The sequence below is a fragment of the Allobosea sp. GW821-FHT03A12 genome, assembly GCF_058986765.1.
In genome coordinates, this window is the sequence record NZ_JBYSVZ010000005.1 from 225,258 (window position 1) to 243,826 (window position 18,569).

At 67.5% G+C, this 18,569-nt stretch carries 22 protein-coding genes; 13 read left to right on the plus strand and 9 right to left on the minus strand.

Going from position 1 to position 18,569, the window contains the following annotated elements:
• Nucleotides 1–88: 88 nt before the first annotated feature.
• Nucleotides 89–1,231: a threonine synthase gene (gene thrC, locus AC3WLC_RS19655; RefSeq protein ID WP_493685598.1), complete on the minus strand. Its 1,143-nt coding sequence runs from the start codon at nucleotides 1,229–1,231 to the stop codon at nucleotides 89–91.
• 230 nt (nucleotides 1,232–1,461) lie between these two features.
• Complete coding sequence (locus tag AC3WLC_RS19660; RefSeq protein WP_493685599.1) at nucleotides 1,462–1,923, minus strand: hypothetical protein; 462 nt, start codon at nucleotides 1,921–1,923, stop codon at nucleotides 1,462–1,464.
• Nucleotides 1,924–1,984: 61 nt separating this feature from the next.
• Here AC3WLC_RS19660 and dusA point away from each other — a divergent pair, with 61 nt between their 5' ends.
• The 8 genes from dusA to AC3WLC_RS19700 all read left to right on the plus strand — a co-directional run bounded on the left by dusA (nucleotide 1,985) and on the right by AC3WLC_RS19700 (nucleotide 9,434).
• Nucleotides 1,985–2,983 carry a tRNA dihydrouridine(20/20a) synthase DusA gene (gene dusA / locus AC3WLC_RS19665; RefSeq protein WP_493685600.1) on the plus strand — a complete coding sequence of 333 codons (999 nt, stop codon included), beginning with the start codon at nucleotides 1,985–1,987 and terminating at the stop codon, nucleotides 2,981–2,983.
• Nucleotides 2,984–2,986: 3 nt separating this feature from the next.
• Nucleotides 2,987–3,439: a PaaI family thioesterase gene (locus AC3WLC_RS19670; protein WP_493685602.1), complete on the plus strand. Its 453-nt coding sequence runs from the start codon at nucleotides 2,987–2,989 to the stop codon at nucleotides 3,437–3,439.
• Between the two features lie 220 nt (nucleotides 3,440–3,659).
• Nucleotides 3,660–5,564, plus strand: coding sequence for a coiled-coil domain-containing protein (locus tag AC3WLC_RS19675; RefSeq protein ID WP_493685603.1), 1,905 nt, complete (start codon nucleotides 3,660–3,662; stop codon nucleotides 5,562–5,564).
• Between the two features lie 47 nt (nucleotides 5,565–5,611).
• Nucleotides 5,612–6,640 carry a TAXI family TRAP transporter solute-binding subunit gene (locus AC3WLC_RS19680; RefSeq protein ID WP_493686092.1) on the plus strand — a complete coding sequence of 343 codons (1,029 nt, stop codon included), beginning with the start codon at nucleotides 5,612–5,614 and terminating at the stop codon, nucleotides 6,638–6,640.
• Nucleotides 6,637–7,266, plus strand: a complete 630-nt coding sequence (locus AC3WLC_RS19685) for a hypothetical protein (protein WP_493685604.1) — start codon at nucleotides 6,637–6,639, stop codon at nucleotides 7,264–7,266. The genes AC3WLC_RS19680 and AC3WLC_RS19685 overlap by 4 nt, the downstream gene beginning before the upstream one ends.
• A 27-nt stretch (nucleotides 7,267–7,293) precedes the next feature.
• Complete coding sequence (locus AC3WLC_RS19690; RefSeq protein ID WP_493685605.1) at nucleotides 7,294–7,797, plus strand: DsrE family protein; 504 nt, start codon at nucleotides 7,294–7,296, stop codon at nucleotides 7,795–7,797.
• Between the two features lie 324 nt (nucleotides 7,798–8,121).
• The gene (locus tag AC3WLC_RS19695) at nucleotides 8,122–8,955 is read left to right on the plus strand and encodes a sulfite exporter TauE/SafE family protein (protein WP_493686093.1); all 834 of its coding nucleotides are present in this window, start codon (nucleotides 8,122–8,124) and stop codon (nucleotides 8,953–8,955) included.
• An 11-nt stretch (nucleotides 8,956–8,966) separates the two neighbouring features.
• Complete coding sequence (locus AC3WLC_RS19700; RefSeq protein WP_493685606.1) at nucleotides 8,967–9,434, plus strand: GNAT family N-acetyltransferase; 468 nt, start codon at nucleotides 8,967–8,969, stop codon at nucleotides 9,432–9,434.
• On the opposite strand, the gene AC3WLC_RS19705 is transcribed toward AC3WLC_RS19700, so the two are convergent.
• Both AC3WLC_RS19705 and AC3WLC_RS19710 read right to left on the minus strand, forming a co-directional pair.
• Nucleotides 9,391–9,591, minus strand: coding sequence for a DUF1289 domain-containing protein (locus tag AC3WLC_RS19705; protein WP_493685607.1), 201 nt, complete (start codon nucleotides 9,589–9,591; stop codon nucleotides 9,391–9,393). The two genes, AC3WLC_RS19700 and AC3WLC_RS19705, sit on opposite strands and share 44 nt — an antisense overlap.
• Nucleotides 9,588–10,436: an adenosylcobinamide-GDP ribazoletransferase gene (locus AC3WLC_RS19710; protein ID WP_493685608.1), complete on the minus strand. Its 849-nt coding sequence runs from the start codon at nucleotides 10,434–10,436 to the stop codon at nucleotides 9,588–9,590. The genes AC3WLC_RS19705 and AC3WLC_RS19710 overlap by 4 nt, the downstream gene beginning before the upstream one ends.
• Before the next feature lie 115 nt (nucleotides 10,437–10,551).
• On the opposite strand from AC3WLC_RS19710, the gene cobT reads away from it, so the two are divergent.
• The gene (cobT, locus tag AC3WLC_RS19715) at nucleotides 10,552–11,574 is read left to right on the plus strand and encodes a nicotinate-nucleotide--dimethylbenzimidazole phosphoribosyltransferase (RefSeq protein WP_493686094.1); all 1,023 of its coding nucleotides are present in this window, start codon (nucleotides 10,552–10,554) and stop codon (nucleotides 11,572–11,574) included.
• 7 nt (nucleotides 11,575–11,581) lie between these two features.
• On the opposite strand, the gene AC3WLC_RS19720 is transcribed toward cobT, so the two are convergent.
• The 3 genes from AC3WLC_RS19720 to AC3WLC_RS19730 form a co-directional block, all read right to left on the minus strand.
• Nucleotides 11,582–11,986 carry a PIN domain-containing protein gene (locus AC3WLC_RS19720; RefSeq protein WP_493685609.1) on the minus strand — a complete coding sequence of 135 codons (405 nt, stop codon included), beginning with the start codon at nucleotides 11,984–11,986 and terminating at the stop codon, nucleotides 11,582–11,584.
• Nucleotides 11,983–12,219, minus strand: coding sequence for an AbrB/MazE/SpoVT family DNA-binding domain-containing protein (locus AC3WLC_RS19725; RefSeq protein WP_493685610.1), 237 nt, complete (start codon nucleotides 12,217–12,219; stop codon nucleotides 11,983–11,985). Before AC3WLC_RS19725 ends, AC3WLC_RS19720 begins: the two co-directional genes overlap by 4 nt.
• Nucleotides 12,220–12,320: 101 nt before the next feature.
• On the minus strand, nucleotides 12,321–13,025 hold the full coding sequence (locus AC3WLC_RS19730; protein ID WP_493685611.1) for a glutathione S-transferase family protein: 705 nt from the start codon (nucleotides 13,023–13,025) through the stop codon (nucleotides 12,321–12,323).
• Between the two features lie 109 nt (nucleotides 13,026–13,134).
• On the opposite strand from AC3WLC_RS19730, the gene AC3WLC_RS19735 reads away from it, so the two are divergent.
• The gene (locus AC3WLC_RS19735) at nucleotides 13,135–13,482 is read left to right on the plus strand and encodes a winged helix-turn-helix transcriptional regulator (RefSeq protein ID WP_493685612.1); all 348 of its coding nucleotides are present in this window, start codon (nucleotides 13,135–13,137) and stop codon (nucleotides 13,480–13,482) included.
• A 71-nt stretch (nucleotides 13,483–13,553) separates the two neighbouring features.
• A complete protein-coding gene (locus AC3WLC_RS19740; protein ID WP_493685613.1) occupies nucleotides 13,554–13,997 on the plus strand; it encodes a GNAT family N-acetyltransferase in 444 nt (147 codons plus the stop codon).
• Nucleotides 13,998–14,050: 53 nt separating this feature from the next.
• Here AC3WLC_RS19740 and AC3WLC_RS19745 read toward each other — a convergent pair whose 3' ends face one another.
• Nucleotides 14,051–15,025 carry a Bug family tripartite tricarboxylate transporter substrate binding protein gene (locus AC3WLC_RS19745; protein WP_493685614.1) on the minus strand — a complete coding sequence of 325 codons (975 nt, stop codon included), beginning with the start codon at nucleotides 15,023–15,025 and terminating at the stop codon, nucleotides 14,051–14,053.
• Nucleotides 15,026–15,176: 151 nt separating this feature from the next.
• Nucleotides 15,177–16,697, minus strand: coding sequence for a sensor histidine kinase (locus tag AC3WLC_RS19750; RefSeq protein WP_493685615.1), 1,521 nt, complete (start codon nucleotides 16,695–16,697; stop codon nucleotides 15,177–15,179).
• Between the two features lie 87 nt (nucleotides 16,698–16,784).
• Here AC3WLC_RS19750 and AC3WLC_RS19755 point away from each other — a divergent pair, with 87 nt between their 5' ends.
• Together AC3WLC_RS19755 and AC3WLC_RS19760 are read left to right on the plus strand one after the other, a co-directional pair.
• On the plus strand, nucleotides 16,785–17,336 hold the full coding sequence (locus tag AC3WLC_RS19755; RefSeq protein WP_493685616.1) for a thermonuclease family protein: 552 nt from the start codon (nucleotides 16,785–16,787) through the stop codon (nucleotides 17,334–17,336).
• Nucleotides 17,337–17,500: 164 nt separating this feature from the next.
• Nucleotides 17,501–18,421: an AEC family transporter gene (locus AC3WLC_RS19760; RefSeq protein WP_493685617.1), complete on the plus strand. Its 921-nt coding sequence runs from the start codon at nucleotides 17,501–17,503 to the stop codon at nucleotides 18,419–18,421.
• Nucleotides 18,422–18,569 lie beyond the last annotated feature (148 nt).

The window sequence follows — 18,569 nt, forward strand, 5'->3', positions numbered from 1 at the left end:
TCGGCCTGCAGCGAGACGAGCGTCGCAAGAAAAGTGCCGGATGCAAAGCCGGATAATTCGCGATGCCTCTACGGAACCGCAGAGGTCCTCAGGCGGTCGCCAGCGCCGCCTCGCAAAGCCCGGCGACCGCGGCGATGTCGGCCGGGTCCGCGACCTTGTGGGTGCGCACCGGCATCTCCTGATAGGCCTTGCTGTCCTTGAAGCCGTGCCCGGTCACCATGCAGACAACCCGGGCGTCCGGTGGCAAATGACCGTCGGCCCAGAGGCGCGGCAAAGCCGCGATCGGGCTGGCGCCGGTCGGTTCGGCATAGACGCCTTCGCTGCGGGCGAGCAGCCGCATCGCCTCGCGCAATTCGTCATCGCTGACCGCGATCGCCCGCCCGCCGCTCTCGCGGACGAGCTTCAGCGTGTAGGTGCCATCGCGCTCATAACCGATCAGTGGGTCGCTGATGCCCGAGGCGATGGTCTGCGGCGTGCCCCAGGCAGTCACGGCCCTGGCACCAGCCTCGAAGGCCTGCACGATCGGTGCGCAACCCTCTGCCTGCACGGCGATCAATCTGGTCGTGCCGCCGGCATCGGCGATGCCCTGCCAGACGCCCTTGACCAGGGGGCCGCTGCCGGTCGGCACCAGCACATGGCTCGGCGCGCCGCCGAGCTGCTGGGCCAGCTCGGTGCCGACCGCGGTGAGGCCAGCGACCGCATAGGGGTTGATGAAGGTGGTGGTCAGATTGGCGAAGCCGTGCTGCTCGGCCAGAGCGAGCGCGAGATCGTAGGAGCGGCTGTAATGTCCTTCGACCAGGAGAAGGATCGCGCCATAGGCGGCGATCTGCGTCACCTTGCCCAGCGGGGTATGGGCCGGCACGATGATGACGGCTGGGATGCCCGCCCGCGCCGCATAGGCGGCAGTCGCGGCCCCGGCATTGCCCGAGGAGGCGCAGACGACCTTCCCGATCCCGAGCGCGAGCGCCCGGCCCATGGCGGCGCCAACGAGGCGATCCTTGAACGAGCCGGACGGGTTGCGGGTCTCGTCCTTCAGCCAGATCTCGCCCGAGAAGCCGGGCAGCGCGGTCTCGATTCTTGCAGCTCGCAGGAGCGGGGTGGCGGTTTCCCCCAACGAAACTCGTGGCGTGCCATCATCGCCGATCGCCTCGAGAATGCCTCCGCACGATTGACAGCGATAGAGCAGCTCCAGCGGGTGAGCTTTCGCACAGTCGACGCAGCGGAGTTTCATCGCAAGCTTCCGGGGCAGGCCGTCGATTGAAAGGTAGCGGTACCATCCAACACGGCTACTCTCGCGTCAGCATAGCCCGGAAGCGACCTGCGCAGACCACGCCGTCGGCGAACGGTTCGACCTCCCGTTCGCTGACAACAACTCGTCCCGGGTCAAAAGCGGAAGAGCAAGCGAACAATCTCACCGAACCACCAGGCACGCAACGAGGGACCCAGGCGATCGACAATCCGTCATTCCAAGATGCGCGACCGATTGCTGACCCTTGCGCGGCGCCCGACATAAAGATCGCATGAAGCGCATCCGCCTTGAGATGCGTGTACCGTTTCAGCATCTTCCAATCCCTGTAGCCTGTGACGGGAGAGACCTGTTCGATCGTAAATCCAGCCTCGAACAGGCGGTTCGTCGCTTCCAAGTTGCCGCTTCAGCAATTCGAAAGTGGCGGCCTTGGAGCTCAAAGGAGCCTTGCCGACGTCGCACATGTCGTCGATATGGAGGTCGATGAGCTCTCCGGACGTTGTCAGCCGCGCGACGCGCGACTCGCTCGGAGCCTCGCCCCGATCAACCTGACGCCCGGCCTCGATGGCCCGGCGTCGCGCATTATCCCGACGCAGGAAGGTCTCGCTCGCGTGGCGCCCCTTGTACCGGGTCTGGACTCGCCAGGACCCGGAGGAGAGCTTCGTGAAGGTGGCCATTCTCGTGTGCGATCCGTGTGCACTCGGTACGACCTAACGATTTGATGCTACAGAAAAAACCATGAAAGCTCAGGATCTTATATTTTCCGTGGCGCCTATGATGGACTGGACCGACCGGCATTGCCGGATCGTCCATCGCCTGATGTCGCGCCGCGCCCGGCTCTACACCGAGATGGTGACGGCGCAGGCGGTGGTGCGCGGCGACCGGCAGCGGCTGATCGGCTTCGACGATGTCGAGCACCCGGTCGCGCTCCAGCTCGGCGGCAATGATCCGGCGCTGCTTGCCGAAGCGGCGAAGATTGGCGCCGATTTCGGCTATGACGAGATCAACCTGAACTGTGGTTGCCCCTCCGACCGCGTCCAGGGCGGAGCCTTCGGCGCCTGCCTGATGCGCGAGCCGGCGCTGGTCGGCAATTGCGTCGCGGCGATGAAGGCGGCTGTTTCGATCCCCGTCACGGTGAAATGCCGTATCGGCGTTGATGACCAGGACCCGGAAGCGGCGCTCGATGCGCTGACCGCCGCCGTGCGCGCGGCCGGCGTCGATGCCCTGGTCGTCCATGCCCGCAAGGCCTGGCTGCAGGGGCTCTCGCCCAAGGAGAACCGTGAGATCCCGCCGCTCGACTACGAGCGCGCCTATCGTCTCAAGGCAGCCAATTCCGACCTGATCGTCGCGCTCAACGGCGGCATCAGGCACCCCGACGAATGGCTGCCGCATCTGGCCCATCTCGACGGCGTCATGCTCGGCCGCGAGGCCTATCAGAACCCCGAGGTACTGCTCGCGGTCGACCCGCTGCTCTTCGGCGAGGATGCGCCGGTTCCGGACGCCTTCGCGATGCTGGAAGCGTTGGAGCCCTATATCGCGGCTCACCTCGAACGGGGCGGGCGCTTGCATGCCTTCACCCGCCATCTCGTCGGGCTGTTCCCGGGCCGGCGCGGCTCGCGCCTGTTTCGCCGCCATCTCGCCGAGCATTGCGTCGCGGCGGGGGCAGGCCTCGCCGATTTGCGCGCCGCGATCGCTCATGTCGAGCGTGAAGCCCCGGCCGCGATCGCTGCGGAATGACCAATGGCTGACCAGACGACCGATCCCGCCCTCGTTGCCCGCATCGAGGCGAGCTTCGCCAAGCAGGCGATGATGACCACGCTTGGCGCCCGGCTCGTGCGCGTCGCGCCGGGCGAGGTCGAGATCGCCATGCCGGCGTCGCCGCATCTCTCCCAGCAGCACGGCTTCGTCCATGCGGGGGCTGTCGCGACCATCGCCGACAGCGCCGCCGGCTATGCTGGCCTCACCACCATGCCGGCCGGCAACGGCATCCTCACCGCCGAGTTCAAGATCAACCTGCTGGCGCCCGCGACCGGCGACGAGCTCGTCGCCAAGGGCAGGGTGGTTAAGGCCGGCCGCACCCTGACGCTCGCCATGGCCGAGGTCTTCGCGGTGACGGACGGCAAGCCCAAGCTCTGCGCCATGCTGACGGCGACACTGATGGCGATCGTCGCGCGCGAGGGCGTTAGCGACTAGCGAGCGGGCTGCTCTCGGCAGAGTACCCCATTCGGGCAATCTGCTGCCCCTTTGCCCGTCTTCTGGACCTGTCCGTTCTGGGGTCAGCTCGATCGCAGCGAGGGTGTGGTCGACGCCTTCGCAGGCGTCGTCGCATAGATGCCGTGTTTGCATCGGCCGGAACGAAGTTGCTCGTGCCCGGTTCGCCAGGGCCATGCGCCGACCAAGAGGCGTCAGCCACATGCGCGACGCGATCGAAAGCGCATCGGGAGACGGGAAGGCCGTCGTCGCCAGGGATGACGCAGGCCTGACCGTCGATACCGCTCACTGGACGCTGACAGCTGCGTCGCCCGCCGGTCAGAACCGCAGCAAGACCTCCGACATCCGGCAGGACACGCCGGCGAAAGCCGATCGGCCTGGCCAAGTGCCGCAGCGGCGCCGGTTCATCCCCTTGGCGTGCGGGGTGGCGGTCGCGATCCTGCTTCTTTTCGTCCCTCGCAATGCGGATAGACCGGAGCTCGGTCGGCTGCGGGAGCCTGCGCCGGTCGCCCTGCCGGCCAGCGGGGCCTCGGACACCGGCGCCACGGCGCGGGAACTCGCCGGGGCTCGTGGCGTAATCGCTGCCCTGAAAACCCAATTGCAGGCCGATGCGAGCAGGAGCGACCAGTCCTTGCAGCAGGAGCAGGACAAGGCGACTGCCCAGGCGCAGGAGGCCACGACTGCGCGACAGGAGCTGGTTGCGACGGTGGCCCAGCATCGTCAGGCGCTCGATGGCGAACGTGCGCAACGCGCCGCACTGGCCGATCAGCTGGCGGCCTCGCAGCGCGAATTGCAGGCGCAGGCGGCGCAGCTGCGGAGCGCAAACGACGACATCGAACAGCTCAAGCAACTCGCGACCGCAACGAGTTCCCAGTCGCTCGAGCAGGAGCGGCAGAAGGTTGCCGCTCTCGCACAGGAGCTGTCGGCCGCGCAGCGCGAGATCGCAGGGCAGGCGGCACAGTTGCGTAAAGCCGGCGAGGAGGCAGGCCAGGTCAGGCAGGCGGACGCGGCGAAAGCCGCGCAAGCGCTCGAGCAGGAGCGGCAGAAGGCGGCCGCTCTCGCGCAGGACTTGTCGGCCGCGCAGCGCGAGACTGCGGCGCAGGCGGCGCAATTGCGCAAGGCCGGGGAGGAAGCGGGGCAGTTCAGGCAGGCTGACGCCGCGAGGGTCTCGCAATCCCAGGAGCAGGAGCGGCAGAAGACCGCCGCCATCGCCCAGGCCGCAGCCGCGCGGCAGGCGCTGACCACGACCGTGGCGCAACATCGCCAAGCCCTCGACGAGGAACGCGGACAACGTGCCGCGTTGGCGGCCGAGCTGGCGGCGTCGCGGCGCGAGATCGAGGCGCAGGCGGCACAATTGCGCAAGGCCGGCGAGGAGACAGGCCAGCTCCGGCAGGCGGAGGCGGCGAAGAGCGCGCAAGGGCTCGAACTTGAGCGGCAGAAGGCGGCCGCCATGGCACAGGTCGCGGCGCTGCGACAGGAGCAGGTGGCCGCTGCTGCGCAATATCGCCAGGCCATTGAGCAGGAGCGCGCCCAACGCGCCGCCCAGGCGAGCGAGCTGTCGGCGGCGCAGCGCGAAGTCGAAGCTCAGCTGGCGCAACTGCAAGGGGCACGCGGCGAGACCGAGAAGCTCAGGCAGGCGAACGAAAGCACGATCGCGGATCTGCGCCAGGCTCTCCAGCAGGAGCGCGAACGTGTTGCGACCGCGGCGGAGGAGTTGGCGTCGCTACGCGTGGCGACTGCGCCGCCCGTGGCCGCATCCAGAGAGGCTCCCAAACCTCCGCAAGCGAATCCCGTCGGCGCGCCACCTCCGCAAATCGTCGCGGAAGCACGGAACGGCCCCGAAGCGATGCGGCTGATCGCCAGGGCGAGCGCACTGCTCGCTCAAGGCGACATCGGCTCTGCTCGGGCCGTGCTCGAGCGCGCGGCCGACATGGGCAGTGCCCGGGCGAGCTTCATGCTCGCGGAGACCTATGACCCCCGCATCCTGTCCGCCTGGGGGACGTATGGCACGCGCGGCGAGATCGCGAGGGCGCGCGAGCTTTATGCACGGGCGCAGGTCGGAGGCATTCAGGAGGCGAAGGATCGTGTCGATGCGCTGCCGCGCTAGCGCTCGACCGCGCCGGAGCGCGTTCTAGGGGAGAGTTCGGGATGAGGATGCCTTCTGGACGGTGCTTGCTCCTGTTGGTCGGGCTGGCGGCGCTTGTGCCGATGCTCGCGTCGCCCGGCCTGGAGGCCCAGACCTTGCAGGCGAGCTCCGGCCAGCCGCGACGCATGGTCCGGCCGGCCGCAACGGAGCAGGACAAGGCCAATGCCTGGACGGTCGGTCTCGCAGCGGGGCTGCTGGAGGGCGCGCCACTTCGCCTGGGTGCCGAGATGGCCCGCGTCGTCGACGATGGGTACAACCTGCACGTACTCCCGATCGTCACCCGCGGGGCCACCGAGAACCTGAATTCGCTGCTCTATCTGCGTGGCATCGACACGGCGATCATCAACTCCGATGCGCTGGAGGAGTACAAGGCGCAGCTCCCGCAGATCCGGCGCAAGATCACCTATGTGCTCAATCTCTTTCCCTCGGAACTGCATGTCTTCGTGCGGCCCGAGATCCAGAGCCTGCAGGACCTCGCCGGCAAGAAGGTGAACTTCAACACGCTCGGCACCGCCGCCGCCTATTCGGGGCCGCTGATCTTCAGCCGCCTCGGCATCAATTCCGAAAACACCTTCATCCCGCATCAGGTCGCGCTGGAGCAGATGCGCAAGGGCGAGATGGCGGCTGTGGTCTTCATCACCTCGAAGCCCGTCGACGCCTTCGTCCGCGGGCGCTTCGAGCCCGGCTTCAAGTTCCTCCCGGTCGCCTACGACAGCAGGTTCGAGGACTATTACCTCCCGGCAGTGCTGGAGGCCGGCGAATATCCCGGGCTGATCAAGGCGGGCGAGCGGGTCTCGACGATCGCGGTGCCGACCGCCCTGGTCGCGTTCAACTGGGCGCCACAGACCAATCGCTACGAGCGCGTCGCCCGCTTCGTCGACCTCCTGTTCAGCCGTGTCGAGAAGCTGCAGGCGCCCGGCTTCGACCCGAAATGGAAGTCGATCAATCTCGCTGCGACCGTTCCCGGCCTCGACCGCTTTCCGGCTGCGCAGGACTGGCTGGATCGCAAGGCGCAGACGCAACGTGCGAGCCAATGAAGCTGATCATGCTCTCAGTCGCCTTCGAGATTGCCAGCCGGATCGCCTTCGCGCAGGGCGCGCCCGATCCGATGGCGCAGCTTCGCGCCTGCTCGCTGCTCGATCCGGCGGAGCGGCCTGCCTGCCTGAACAAGCTGCCGCAGCCTGTTACGGTGCCCCAGCGCCCGCCCGGCGGTGCCGATGGCTGGATCGTCAGCGAGACAACGTCGCCGGTCGACTATACGCCGATCGTCACCGCCACCACCTTTGCTGAAGGCGATGCCAGCGGCGCGCTGAGGCAGCTTTCGATTCACTGCCGCAGCGGCCGGACCGAGCTGGTCTTGGGCGGACCGGCCACGTCCGAGAGTGGCGCCGACTACGCGCTGTCCTATCGCCTCGATGACAACCAGCCTGTGCAGGTCGCGGCCGGGCGGCCGGCTTATGGGACCGGCGTCGCCTTCCGGGGAGATGTCGTCGGCCTGCTCCAGTCGCTTCCCAATGAGGGTGGCATCGCGATCCGTCTCGGCACACGCGCTGGTGCCGTCCATGACGCCCATTTCGGCCTCGCCGGCCTGAAGGCCGCGCGGGACAGGGTCGCAGCAGCCTGCAAATGGCCGCGCACCCTCGCCAGGCCACGTAGCGAATAGTCCTCGAACCATGGGTGAGATGCGATGATGATCAGGTTCAAAGATGCTCTCGGCACGGTCCTGCTGGCCGGATTGGCCTGCGCCATCGCCGCCCCGCCCGCGACGGCGCAGGCCACGAAGCACAGCGCCGTACAGGCGCCGAAGCCGCCCGTTCCCGACAGGAAGCCGCACCGGCTGATCCTGCAGGTGAACACGAACGATCCTGCGATGATGAATCTCGCGCTCAACAACGCGACCAATGTGGCGCAGTACTATCAGGACCTCGGCGAGAAGGTGGAGATCGAGGTCGTCACCTTCGGCCCTGGCCTGCACATGCTGCGCGACGATACCTCGCCGGTGAAGGCGCGGATCACGACGATCGCGATGAGCACGCCAGCCATTTCCTTCAAGGCCTGCGGCAACACCCAGGGCAATATGAGCAAGGCGGAGAACAAGGAGATCGCCCTGATCCCCGAAGCGACTGTGGTGAAGTCCGGTGTCGTCCGCGTGATGGAGCTGCAGGAGAAGGGCTGGACCTACGTCAAGCCCTGATCGGCCGCTGTTCCAGGGCGCATCGGGGTCGTTCCGAGAGCCCATGTGACAATTGTTCAGCCCTCATCTTGAGGAGCCGCGTCAGCGGCGTCTCGCAGGATGCTCCAGGGGGCTCCGGAACCAGCTGGAGCATCCTTCGAGACACGATCTGCGAGCGCTCCTCAGGATGAGGGCTGGGTTTTCGAGCAGACTCTGAGGTGCAGTCCGTCGCGACGCTGTGCGATGACGCGGCCGTGTCGGCGCATGCCTGCCCTGCCGCCCGAACCTTGCCCTTTCCGGCAGGAGGGCTAAGAGCAGCCCGATCTTTCCCAAACAGTGTGCATGATGATCGCAGGCATTCCCCTGAACGACCTGATTTTCCTTGCGGTGTCGCTGGTCGCGGCCGGTGCCGTTACCGGCCTGCTCGCAGGCCTGTTCGGCGTCGGTGGCGGCGCCGTCATCGTGCCGGTGCTCTACGAGGTCTTCCGGGTGATCGGCGTGCCGGAGGAAGTGCGCATGCCGCTCGTCGTCGGCACCTCGCTCGCTGTGATCATCCCGACCTCGATCCGCTCCTACCGCGCCCATCTCGCCAAGGGACTGGTCGACACCTCGATCATCAAGATCTGGGCCGTGCCGGTCGTGCTCGGCGTGCTCGGCGGCAGCTTCATCGCGCGCTATGCCCCGCCGGACGTGTTCAAGGCGGTCTTCGTCGCGGTCGCCTTCGCCAGCGCCATGCGCCTGCTTTTCGCCTCCGATCGCTGGAAGCTCGGCGACGATATGCCGGGCCCGTTCCTGATGCGGGTCTATGGCGTGATCATCGGCGTGCTCTCGTCGCTGATGGGCATTGGCGGCGGTCAGCTCTCCAGCCTGTTCATGACCTTCTATGGCCGGCCGATCCACCAGGCGGTCGCGACCTCCTCGGGCCTCGGTATCCTGATTTCGATACCCGGCGCACTGGGCTACATCTATGCCGGCTGGCCGAAGATGGACCTCTTGCCGCCGCTCTCGCTCGGCTATGTCTCCTTCATCGGCTTCCTGCTGTTCATCCCGACCTCGATCTGGACGGCGCCGATCGGCGCGCGCCTGGCGCACCGCCTGTCGAAACGCCGGCTGGAGGTCGCCTTCGGCATCTTCCTGCTGGTGGTCTGCGCCCGCTTCTTCTGGTCTTTGATCTCCTGAGCGAGGCGGGCATGGTTGCGATACGTGCGTGCGAGGAGGCCGATCATCCGGCGCTCGCCCGCCTGATGGGCGAGATGCAGGCGCACTACAAGGTGCCTTGCCCGTCTGACGACGACATCCGCGCCGGGCTCGCCAGCCGGCCGGCGGGAACCGAACTGCTCGTCGCCGAGCATGATGGCGCGCTCGTCGGCTTCGCCGCCTTCTCGGCGCTTTATCCGGGTCCAGGCCTCAGGCCCGGCTTCTTCCTCAAGGAGATCTATGTGGCGCAGGCCGCTCGCGGCCTCGGCGCCGGCAAGGCGCTGCTTGCCGAATTGGCCCGTCTTGCTTTGGCGCGCGGCTTCGGCCGGATCGACTGGACCGCGGCGCGCGACGACGAGCGCTTGCTGCGCTTCTACGAGGGTCTCGGCGCCAGGCAGCACCCGGAAAAGGTCTTCTTCAGGCTGACCGGCGAGGGGCTTGCCCGTCTCGCGGAAGACTGAGGCGCTCCTCCAGCGTCGCCATGATGGCGAGGCGTTCGGCCTCTGAGAGCCGCGACCATTGCGCGATCTCCTGCAAGGTCCGGCCGCAGCCCTGGCAGAGCTTGCTCGCCGGATCGATCACGCAGACCTGGATGCAGGGACTGGAGATCGCGTTCATCGCCCGCCCCAGCCGATGGCGATCGCGAGGCCGAGATAGATCGCGATTTCGCCAAGCTGCTGCGCTGCGCCGAGGATATCGCCGGTCTGCCCGCCGATCAGCCGGATGGCGGTGCGTGACAGCCAGAAGGTCGTCAGCGCCGACAAGGCGAGGCCGAGCACGATGCCGGCCAAGGGGAGGGCGCCGACTATGACCAGGAGCAGAGCCAAGACGCCGGATAGCCCATAGGCGATCGGCAGCACCGACCGGTCCGGCTGCCCGACCGCGGCAGAGGCGCCGCTGCTCCGGCTTGGCTCGACTGTCGCGAGGATGCGGACGCCCTCGACGCGCGACCAGGGCGCCGCCACGAGCACGGCCGCCGCCACAGCCCAGGCTCCGGCGCCTTGCAGGACGGCAGACAGCGCGCTCACCCGCAGCAGCAGCGACAGGCCGAGCGCCAGCGCGCCGAAGGTGCCGACGCGGCTGTCCTTCATGATCTCCAGCCGCCGCTCCGGCGTATGCCCGCCGAACAGCCCGTCGGCGCTGTCGGCGAGACCGTCCTCGTGGAAGGCACCGGTCGTCACGACGAGCGCCGTTACGGCGAGTGCCGCCGTCAGCAGTGCGTTGATGCCGGCAAGCCCGGCGAGCAGCGCGATCAATGCCGCAGGCGCGGCGATCACCAGTGCCGCGAAGGGCAAAGCGCGCGGCACCAGCCGGAAATCCGGCAGCGTGTGCGGGTTCTCGCCCGGTAGTGCCGGGATAGGCAGGCGCGAATAGAAGCGGATGCAGGTCGCGGTCGCGATCAGCCAGCCTGGCCAGATCGGCGCTGTCGCCTGCGTCGCATCATCGCTGTCGGCTTGCGTCACGCTGCCCTCGGATTGTCTTCGTCCGCTCCAGCCTATAGCAGCAGCGGCTGCGCGGCGGCGATCTCGCGCTGCCCGATTCCTCAGGTTTTCAAGATCGGCTCCTCAGATGTCTGCGATGCCCGCCTCCGGCCTGCCCTTCGACGATATCCGCAACCTCATCGCCAATATGCCCGGCCCGGATATGGCTGCCGCCAACACCGTGCGCGCCCGCGACAAGGAGTTGACCAAGCCGACCGGCAGCCTCGGCCGGCTGGAGGAGATCGCCGAATGGCTCGCTGCCTGGCAGGGCAAAGCGCCGCCGCGGGTCGACCGACCGCTGGTCTGCGTCTTCGCCGGCAATCACGGCGTCGTCGCCCAGGGCGTCTCGGCCTTCCCGCAGAGCGTGACGCGCCAGATGCTGGAGAACTTCGCTGCCGGCGGCGCGGCGATTAACCAGATCTGCGCGGCCTATGACCTCGGCTTCAAGGTCTTCGACCTCGCTCTCGACCTGCCGACAGGCGACTTCACTCAGGAAGACGCGCTCGACGAGCGCGCCTGCGTCGCCACCATGGCCTTCGGCATGGAGGCGCTCGCCGGCGGTGCCGATCTGCTCGCGCTCGGCGAGATGGGCATCGGCAACACGACGGCGGCCGCAGCGATCTTCGCGGCGCTCTATGGCGGTGGCGCAGGGCAGTGGTGCGGTCGCGGTACCGGCGTCGACGATGACGGCCTGAAGCGCAAGGTCGCCGCGGTCGAGGCCGGGCTGAAGCTGCACGCCAGTCACCTGAACGATCCGCTCGAAGTGCTGCGCCGCTTTGGTGGCCGCGAGATGGCGGCGATCTGCGGCGCGATCCTCGCTGCCCGTCTGCAGCGCATCCCGGTGGTCCTCGACGGCTATGTCGTCACCGCCGCCGCCGCGATCCTGCACGCGCTCGATTCCTCGGCGCTCGACCACTGCATCGCCGGCCATCTTTCGGCCGAGGGCGCTCATGCGCAGGCGCTGGTCAAGCTCGGCAAGCAGCCCTTGCTGGCGCTCGACATGCGCCTCGGGGAAGGGACGGGCGCCGCACTCGCCGCCGGCCTGGTCAAGGCGGCGGCCGGCGTCCATTCCGGCATGGCGACCTTCGCCCAGGCCCAGGTCTCGCAGAAGGGCGAATAGGGCTGGGCTATTCCGTCCGGAACGGATTCTCGATCCGGAGCTGTTCCTCCACGACGAGGCCGTGCTGCAGGTCTTCGCTATGGAGCACCGTGCAGCCGGCCCGCAAGGCACTGGCGACGATCAGCGCATCGTAGAAGCCGAATTTGTGCCACTCGGCCAGGCGCACGGCATCCTGGTGCGTAGCGAGATCGAGCGGATGGATGTTCCGGCTCAGCGTGGTGATCGCCTCGACAGCCTCGCTAATCTCCGGCCAGGAGAAGCCGAGCTTGCGCCGGGCAACATTGGCGAATTCGTTCAGGACCTGGACGCTGATCTCGCAGCCGCGGCCGAGCAGATCCTCCGCCACGGCATTCCGCGGATCGTTGCTGAAGGCATAGACGACGACATTGCTGTCGAGGAAGGCGCGCGTCACGGCGCGCGCTCATTCGCCTCGTCGCGATCAAAGCGCCAGCCGGGCGGAAGTGGCTTGCGCAGGCTGCGGATGCGGGCCAGCGCCTGCGGCTTGCGCTGGTCGCGGGCGATGAGGAAGGTGCGGTCATCGGCGATGCGGATCTCGACATCGTCGCCCTCCTTGAGGGCCAACGCCTCACTGACGGCGGTGGGTATCCGGATGGCGAGGCTGTTGCCCCAACGTGCGACCTGCATGGATAGCCTCCTGCTTGATATACAAAGAGCATGTATATCATGGTGGCTGCGATCCAGCATACAAGACGCGCCGGACATCGGCCCGGCGCGTCTTTCGCTCATCAGGCGCCGAAGCGCTCGATCACCTCGGCCAAAGGCATATGGCCCTTGAAAGCGCCCTTGCCTGCCGGTGTCTCGCCGTTTTCGAGTGCCGTGGCGAAGACCACCGCCGGATCGCTCTCGACCCGCTGGCGCAGGGCCCGCAGCTTCGGCCAGCGCGAGATGTCGGCAACCTCATGGTACTCCAGCCAGCGCGCCACGCCGGCGAGTAGCCCGTCGGCCAGGGTATGTTTGTCGCCGGCCAGCCAGTAGCTGCCGTCGAGCATCTCTTCCAGCCGGTCATGGCGCTCGATCACCCGCTCGCGACCGAAACGGCGCAGCGCCATCTCGAAGTCGGGATCGGGCTCGGGCAGCTCCAGCGCGACCCAGAGCGGCGTGAAGGCGCCAGTGAAGCCGGTGTTGAGGAAGCCCATCAGCTGGTGCATCCGGTCGGCTTCGGCCGAGAGCGGATCGAAGCTGATCCGCCGCTCTTTGTCGCGCGCTTCGAGCCAGGCGGCGATCGCCATGGTTTCGGTGAGCGGGCGGCCCTGATCGGTGATCAGCACCGGGGTCTCGACGCGTTTGTTGATCCGCTTGTAGGGCGGCTCGCGCATCTCGCCGAGCATGTCGACGCGACTGAGCTTGTAGGGCTGGCCAAGCCATTCGAGAGCCGCGACCAGGCCCATAGAGGTGCCGGACGGGTAGCCATAAACGAGGATCGGTTCCATCTTGCGTTTTCCATTCAGGTTGGGAAACGCTGCGCAGCGGGGTGGAACCTAGTCACTCGCCGCCCCATGTAAATTACGCACTTTTCTGTAACCAGGCGCGGAACAGATCATGAAGGACGTCGTGTCCGACTGCTCGATCGAGAGCGTCATGCGGGTGCTGAGCGGTCGCTGGCCGACCTTGCTGCTCTACTATCTCAAGGACGGCACCAAGCGCTTCAATGAGCTCCGGCGCGACAACCCGACGGTCTCGCACCGCATGCTGGCGCTGGAACTACGTAAGCTGGAAGCGGCTGGGATCGTCCGCCGGATCGACCATGACGGCTATCCGCGCCGGGTCGATTACGAACTGACCGCCGCGGGCCTGCGCCTCGTGCCGCTGATCGATGCGCTCGGCAACTGGTGGGAAGAGGTCGAGGCCGAGCGCAACAAGCCGACGATCCTGCCAAAGGTCGCCTGATGGCCGGCTAGGCTCGCTATCACCACTCCTGCGAACTGCGAGCGGAACGGATGACGGACCTTGCAAGCGGAGTGGCGATCCGGCCGCTCAAAGCCGATGATCGTGCCGGTTGGGAGCAATTGTGGATCGGCTATCATGCGCATGGCCCGTTCGGCGGCCCGCCACCGCCGGCGGCAGTGACTGACGCGACCTTCGCGCGCTTTCTGGGTGACGATGTGATGCGGGCTCTGGTCGCGGTCGAGGATGGCGCGCTCGTTGGTCTCATTCACGCGGTCTTTCACCCCGTGACGTCGTCGGACCAGCCGGTCTGTTTCCTCAATGACCTGTTCGTGGCCGGGACGGCCCGCCGGCGCGGGATTGGCCGGCGATTGATCGAGGCTCTCTACGATCTCGCCCGCGCCAAGGGCGCCTTGCGGGTCTACTGGCATATGCAGGTGGAGAACCATATGGCTGCCGAGCTCTACGACAAGGTCGCCAGCCGCTCGGGACATACGGTTTTCCGCAGGGCGCTCTGATCCGGCGCCGTCACCTGCGAAAGGAAGCTACTTTGCCGTGAGCAGGTTTCGGCTCATTTCGGGTCGAGCGAGATCTTGGCCGCCGTCGCGACCTCCTTCCAGCGCGCGATGTCGGCGGCGAGGAAGGTGCGGAACTCGGCCGGCGTGTTGCAGACGACGTCACCGCCCAGCACGGCAAGCTTCTTCTGGATCTCCTGGTCGGCACAGGCCTTGACCACCTCGGCATGCAGCCGGGTCACGATCTCGGCGGGCACGCCCGTGGGCACCAGCAGTCCGAACCAGGCGACCGTCTCGTAGCCGGGGAAACCGCTTTCCTCGACGGTCGGCACCTCCGGCAGCGCGGCGGCGCGCTTGCGGGTGGTCACGGCGAGCGGGGTCACCTGCCCGGACTGCGCCAGCCCGATCGCCGGCGGCAGGTTCACCGCCATGAACTCGATCTGGCCGGAGACGAGGTCGTTCAGTGCTGGCCCTGAGCCGCGATAGGGCACATGCGTCGCTTCGATGCCGGTCAGCACCTTGAGATATTCCGAATTCATATGCGCCGAGGAGCCGTTGCCGCCCGAGGCGAAGCTGAGCTTGCCCGGATTGGCCTTGGCATAGGCGACGAGTTCGGCCAGCGACTTCACCGGCAGCTTCTTGCTGGCGAGGAAGATGTTCGGCGCGCGATAGACCAGCGAGACCGGCGCGAAATCGCGCATCGCGTCGTAGGGCACGTCCTTGTAGGTCGCCGGGATGATGCCGTGCGAGCCGGCATTGCCCATGATCAGCGTGTAGCCGTCGGGCGCTGCCTTGGCGGCCGCCGCCGAGCCGACGACGCCGCCGGCGCCCATCCGGTTCTCGACCACGACGGGCTGCCCCAGCGCCGCCTGCAGTTTCTCGCCGATCAGTCTTGCCGCGATGTCGGAGCCGTCGCCGGGCGCGCTCGGCACGATCAGCGTCACCTGCCGCTCCGGCCATGGGCCGGCCTGGGCCGCCAGCAGTCCGAAGCCGAGCAAGGCGCCCATGCACGACGCGACGAACTTCCTCATGCTCATGTCTCCCAACCTGACGCGACCGGAGTGACGCTCATCGGTGTCCCGGCATGCAGCACTATGCGGCGCTTCGCGATCAAAGCAATCGACACGCGGGCTGGTCGGATATTCTAGGGACGAGGAGGCGTAAGGCCTTGTTCGGCAAGCCTTACGCCGCCGAGCGTTCGCCGGGCTGGGGCAGCGCCGGCAGCGTGTCCATCACGCGTTCGGCGGGCAGCGTGATCGTCACTTCCGTGCCGGCGCGCAGGCTCGACTTGAGGCGGAAGCCGCCGCCATGCAGGTCGATCAATCCCTTGACGATCGGCAGGCCGAGGCCGGAGCCCTGCTCGGCCGTCTTGATCGCCAGGGAGCCGCGCCCGAAGGTCTGCATCACCACCGGGATCTCGTCCTCGGGGATGCCGGGGCCGGTGTCGGTGATCGAGACGTACTGACCGCCGGTCGCGGTCCAGCCGACCTTGATCGAGATCTCGCCGCCCTGCGGGGTGAACTTGATCGCATTCGCCAGGATGTTCAGCACGGCCTGACGGATGGCGCGCTCGTCGGCCCAGATGCGCGGCAGCTCCGGCTCGGTCGCCTGGCGGATGGTCTGGCCCTTGGTCTTGGCGCGCAGGTTGAGCATGTGCGCGGCGTCGTCGGCGATGGCGGCGAGGCTGATCGCCTCCTCGTTGAGTTCGTATTTGCCGGCCTCGATGCGCGAGAGATCGAGGATCTCGTTGATCAGCGTCAGCAGGTGCTGGCCGGAGGAATGGATGTCGCCGGAATATTCCTTGTAGGAGGCGTTGGCGTGCGGGCCGAACACCTCGTTCTTCATCACCTCGGAGAAGCCGAGGATGGCGTTGAGCGGGGTACGCAGCTCATGGCTCATCGTCGCCAGGAAGCGCGACTTGGCGAGATTGGCTTCCTCCGCCTTGCGCCTTGCCTCGTCCGAATTGGCCTTGGCGGTCTCGAGCTCGGCGATCAGTGCATCCTTCTCGGCCCGGGATTCGATCGTCTCGACCGAGGTCGAGTAGAGCCGGTTGGTCAAGAAGATGAAGAAGAGCTGAGCGCAGGCCGCCATCAGCAGCATGGTGACGCTGTCGATGTCGCTGCGGCCGCTGAAGGACAGGACGATCGCGCCGACGATCGGCACCAGGCCCGAATAGACCGCGATCGGCATCGTCGCCGCGAGCGTGACGGTCAGGGCGCTGACGATCAGCAGCGCCGTCATCAGGAAGAAACGGGCGCCGGGCGCCTCGACGCCGATGAAGAGGCTGGCCAGCAGCGCCCAGGACAGGCCGTGCAGCAGTTCGGCTGCCGGCAGCAGCTTGCGCCAGAAGCCGACGCGCGCCGCGGCGGAAGGTTCGGCCAGGAAGCGCCGGCACAGGACGGCAGTGAAGCCGGCGGTCAGTACCACGAGGGTTAGCCAGCCCGAGACCGTGTAGAACGGCACCCAGACGCAGGCTGCCGCCGCGACCAGGAAGGCGAGCAGCAAGGTGCCGGCCGAGCCGTTCAGCCGGTATTGCGCGAAGACGCGGACGAGCTCGTAGTCGAAGGCGCGCTGCAGCCCCGTCGACGAGGTCAGCTTCTCGCGCGCCGACCGGACCTCGCGGTTGATCAGCTTGCGGCGCGCCAGGGCGGTCGGATCGGGTCCGCGGCCGCGCTGCACCTGTTCGGCTGTCAATTCCGGCATGATCCGAAGGCAAAGGCTCCCGTCCGGCGGCGCACCCGTCGCGCCCCGGCTCGCCATGATGAGTTGGAAATCGTTAAGCTTGTGCTGATGGCGCGCTTCGGATTCAGGACAGGCAGTTACGGACCCTTCGGCTGGCGCCGGGTCGGCCGCTCCGTCGATTTCGTCGTAGCCCTTGGATTCCTTCTGCTTTTGGCGATCGCCGGGGCCGTGCTGCAATACCGGCTGGGCGGCGGCCGCGACCTCGCCGGAGCGGCCGAGGCGATCGACGGCGATTCGCTGCGGTTGCTCGGCGAGGAGCTGCGGCTGGAAGGCATCGACGCGCCGGAGTACCGGCAGACCTGCCGCGATCGCAATGGCGGCGAAGTCGCCTGCGGCCGGCAGGCGCGGCGCGCGCTCGCCGCCATGCTGGCGCTCGGCAATGTCAGCTGTAGGGTCTCGCGGCCCGATCGCTATGGCCGCGGGCTGGCGCGCTGCCGGCAGGGTGACGCCGAGATCAACGCCGCCCTGGTCCGTCAGGGCCACGCGGTCTCCTATGGCGCCTACCAGGCCGAGGAGGCCGAGGCGAAGGCCGCCGGCCGCGGCATCTGGGCGACGAGCTTCGAGCGGCCGGAAGCGTGGCGCAGGAGCCATCCGCGTTGAAGCCCGGGCGGGCCATGCGGATTCCTCAATCCCGCTGACAGTTCAGGTGGTTTCGTCTCTGGTGAGGGCGACCTAAAGAAGGATCGTCTTCTTCCGCTCCCGCGCCGGATTCGCTGCCGCATGACATTGCTGCCCACCTGGCTGCCCGCTTGTGAGTTCACGGCATGATCGGCGCTATTCTGCTCGCTTTGGCGCCGATCGCCCTGCTGATCGCGCTCGGCCATGCCATGCGGCGCCTGCGTTTCCTGCCGGACGCGTTCTGGCCGCAGGCGGAGCGGCTGAGCTACTACGTGCTGCTGCCGGCCCTCTTCATGCACGCCCTGGCGATGGCTGATCTGAGGGGCCTGCCGGTCGCCGAACTGGCGTTGACGCTGATCGCGGCGATCGTCGCCGTCGCGGCGCTGCTCGTCCTGGCGAAGCCCTGGCTCGGCTATAGCGATGCCGCCTTCACCTCGGTCTTCCAGGGCGGCATCCGCTTCAACAACTATGTCGGTCTGAGCGCGGCCGGCAGCATGCTCGGTGCATCCGCCCTGCCGCTCGCTGCCGTGGCCAACGCGGCCATCGTGCCGACCGTCAATGTGCTCTGCGTCCTCGTCTTCGCCCGCTGGGGCTCGGCCCAGCCGACCCTGCGCGGCATCCTGCGGGGCCTTACCCTCAATCCGCTGCTGATGTCCTGCGTGCTCGGCATCGCCATCCAGCTCAGCGGCCTTGGCCTGCCGCCCGGTGTCGAGGGCTGCCTCAAGGCGCTCGGCCAGGCCTCGCTGCCGATTGGCCTGCTTTGCGTTGGTGCTGCGCTCGACTGGGGCGCGCTCGGCCGTGGCCTGAAGCCGGCGTTGGTCGCCTCCATCGCCAAGTTCGTGTTGATGCCGCTCGCGACCTATGCGGCGCTGAAGGGCTTCGGCCTCGGCGGCCAGGCGGCGACGCTCGCCATCCTGTTCCAGTCTCTGCCGACGGCCTCTTCGTCCTATGTGATGGCGCGCCAGCTCGGCGGCGATGCGCCGCTGATGGCCGGCATCTGCGCGCTGCAGACCGTAGTGGCAGCGGTCGCGGTGCCGCTCGCCCTGATCCTGCTCGTGCCGGGCTGATTGCTTACAAGGGCTCGCGCGGATCGTCCTTGCTCGGCCCGTCGAGACGTGCTGCGCCAGGCTGCCGCGAACGCGACCAGAAGGTTGCGAGCATCAACCCCGCCGGGATGGCAAGGATCACGATCCAAACGACGAAACTCCAATCCTG

Excerpts from the sequence above, each read along its gene's own strand:
- cobT (WP_493686094.1), top strand. The coding sequence starts at position 10,552 with ATGCCCGCCTCCGGCCTGCCCTTCGACGATATCCGCAACCTCATCGCC.
- dusA (WP_493685600.1), top strand. The coding sequence starts at position 1,985 with ATGAAAGCTCAGGATCTTATATTTTCCGTGGCGCCTATGATGGACTGG.
- AC3WLC_RS19690 (WP_493685605.1), top strand. The coding sequence starts at position 7,294 with ATGATCAGGTTCAAAGATGCTCTCGGCACGGTCCTGCTGGCCGGATTG.
- AC3WLC_RS19745 (WP_493685614.1), bottom strand. The coding sequence starts at position 15,025 with ATGAGGAAGTTCGTCGCGTCGTGCATGGGCGCCTTGCTCGGCTTCGGA.
- AC3WLC_RS19750 (WP_493685615.1), bottom strand. The coding sequence starts at position 16,697 with ATGCCGGAATTGACAGCCGAACAGGTGCAGCGCGGCCGCGGACCCGAT.
- AC3WLC_RS19675 (WP_493685603.1), top strand. The coding sequence starts at position 3,660 with ATGCGCGACGCGATCGAAAGCGCATCGGGAGACGGGAAGGCCGTCGTC.
- AC3WLC_RS19705 (WP_493685607.1), bottom strand. The coding sequence starts at position 9,591 with ATGAACGCGATCTCCAGTCCCTGCATCCAGGTCTGCGTGATCGATCCG.
- AC3WLC_RS19670 (WP_493685602.1), top strand. The coding sequence starts at position 2,987 with ATGGCTGACCAGACGACCGATCCCGCCCTCGTTGCCCGCATCGAGGCG.
- AC3WLC_RS19755 (WP_493685616.1), top strand. The coding sequence starts at position 16,785 with ATGGCGCGCTTCGGATTCAGGACAGGCAGTTACGGACCCTTCGGCTGG.
- AC3WLC_RS19695 (WP_493686093.1), top strand. The coding sequence starts at position 8,122 with ATGATCGCAGGCATTCCCCTGAACGACCTGATTTTCCTTGCGGTGTCG.
- AC3WLC_RS19685 (WP_493685604.1), top strand. The coding sequence starts at position 6,637 with ATGAAGCTGATCATGCTCTCAGTCGCCTTCGAGATTGCCAGCCGGATC.
- AC3WLC_RS19725 (WP_493685610.1), bottom strand. The coding sequence starts at position 12,219 with ATGCAGGTCGCACGTTGGGGCAACAGCCTCGCCATCCGGATACCCACC.
- AC3WLC_RS19680 (WP_493686092.1), top strand. The coding sequence starts at position 5,612 with ATGCCTTCTGGACGGTGCTTGCTCCTGTTGGTCGGGCTGGCGGCGCTT.
- AC3WLC_RS19735 (WP_493685612.1), top strand. The coding sequence starts at position 13,135 with ATGAAGGACGTCGTGTCCGACTGCTCGATCGAGAGCGTCATGCGGGTG.
- thrC (WP_493685598.1), bottom strand. The coding sequence starts at position 1,231 with ATGAAACTCCGCTGCGTCGACTGTGCGAAAGCTCACCCGCTGGAGCTG.
- AC3WLC_RS19760 (WP_493685617.1), top strand. The coding sequence starts at position 17,501 with ATGATCGGCGCTATTCTGCTCGCTTTGGCGCCGATCGCCCTGCTGATC.
- AC3WLC_RS19700 (WP_493685606.1), top strand. The coding sequence starts at position 8,967 with ATGGTTGCGATACGTGCGTGCGAGGAGGCCGATCATCCGGCGCTCGCC.
- AC3WLC_RS19660 (WP_493685599.1), bottom strand. The coding sequence starts at position 1,923 with ATGGCCACCTTCACGAAGCTCTCCTCCGGGTCCTGGCGAGTCCAGACC.
- AC3WLC_RS19730 (WP_493685611.1), bottom strand. The coding sequence starts at position 13,025 with ATGGAACCGATCCTCGTTTATGGCTACCCGTCCGGCACCTCTATGGGC.